Source organism: Burkholderia sp. E168m15 (assembly GCF_016586105.1).
GTDB lineage: Bacteria > Pseudomonadota > Gammaproteobacteria > Burkholderiales > Burkholderiaceae > Burkholderia > Burkholderia orbicola.
The window spans coordinates 1-1196 of record NZ_BCPO01000240.1; the positions used below are offsets into that span (position 1 = coordinate 1).

General features: G+C 68.2%; 1 protein-coding gene. It reads left to right on the top strand.

Annotation, left to right across the window (positions count from 1 at the left end; translation table 11 throughout):
- Window positions 1-326 precede the first annotated feature (326 nt).
- A partial coding sequence (locus JMF86_RS34855; protein ID WP_236593063.1) for a site-specific integrase occupies window positions 327-1196 on the top strand: 870 nt, incomplete at its 3' end.

Here is a 1196-nt window from a genome sequence, read left to right on the forward strand (position 1 = left end):
GCTCGGTCAGAATCTTAATGTTTTCCACGACGCAAGACGGTCCCTCATGTGAGAGCCATCGCATCATAGGACTCGGCGTGCTGCCGAGCACGCGAAACGCGACATTGGGTGGATGCTCCTTCAGGTGGTTTGCGATAAATACTCTTATCGCATGCAGCTTATGGGCGACCTAAACTGGTTGTATGAAAACCGCTCCCGCCCCGCGCTTACGCACGGGGAACGGATCGTTAGCCGGAACGCCCGCTGCCCCGCCCGAGCTCCCCAGCCTGTCCGAGCTGGCAGCCCTGCGTGCCTGGCACGAAGGACTCACCGCGCGCGCCGCCGTTATGCGCTACCTCGACCACCCGCGCGACGATGGCCAGTCATCGCGCGGACTGCTGAGCCGCATTCGTCGCCAACTGGTCGCGTGCGCGACGGCCCGCCAGCGCGACGACCTGATTCCACTGTTCACGCACCCGGCCGCGGACCGCACCCGCCATGCGGCGCAAGTCGTCGCGGCGCTCAACGTGCTGCGCACCACGCCTATTCCCGCACCGCAGCCAGCCGACCCCGTGAACCGGTGGCTGCCGCCGCGCATCGCACGCGCGCTCGCCACCGCCCACATCAACTCCCTCGCCGACCTGCTCGTGCACCGGGCGCGGCGCAAAAGCTGGTGGCGGAACATTACGGGGCTCGGCCGTCAGGGCGCGCAACGCATCGAGACTTTCCTGGCCGCCCATCACGCGTTGGTCCAGCACGCCGCTACGCTCGTCGCGTACGAGGCCGACGGGGCTCAACTCGTCCCGCTGTGGTCACTTGAGTCCCTGCCCGCGGCCCTCGATGGCTCACACGGCCGCTTCCGGGCCCCACGTGACACCTGTGGCCTCGCCGCGACCAACGACTACCAGGCGATCGAGGCTTGGCTGACACTGCACGAATCGGCGCACACCGCACGTGCCTACCGGCGCGAGGCGGAGCGGCTGTTGCTGTGGGCGATCGTGGAACGGCGCGTCCCACTTTCATCGCTCACCACCGACGACGCGATCGCCTATCGCACCTTCTTGCGACATCCGACGCCCGCCGCGCGCTGGATCGGGCCGCCGTGCCCGCGCGCCACACCGGCCTGGCGCCCGTTTGCCGGGCACCTGACAACGCGCTCAACAGCCTATGCGCTGGCCGTCCTGCGCGCGCTCTTCGGGTGGTTGGTCGGCCAGCAC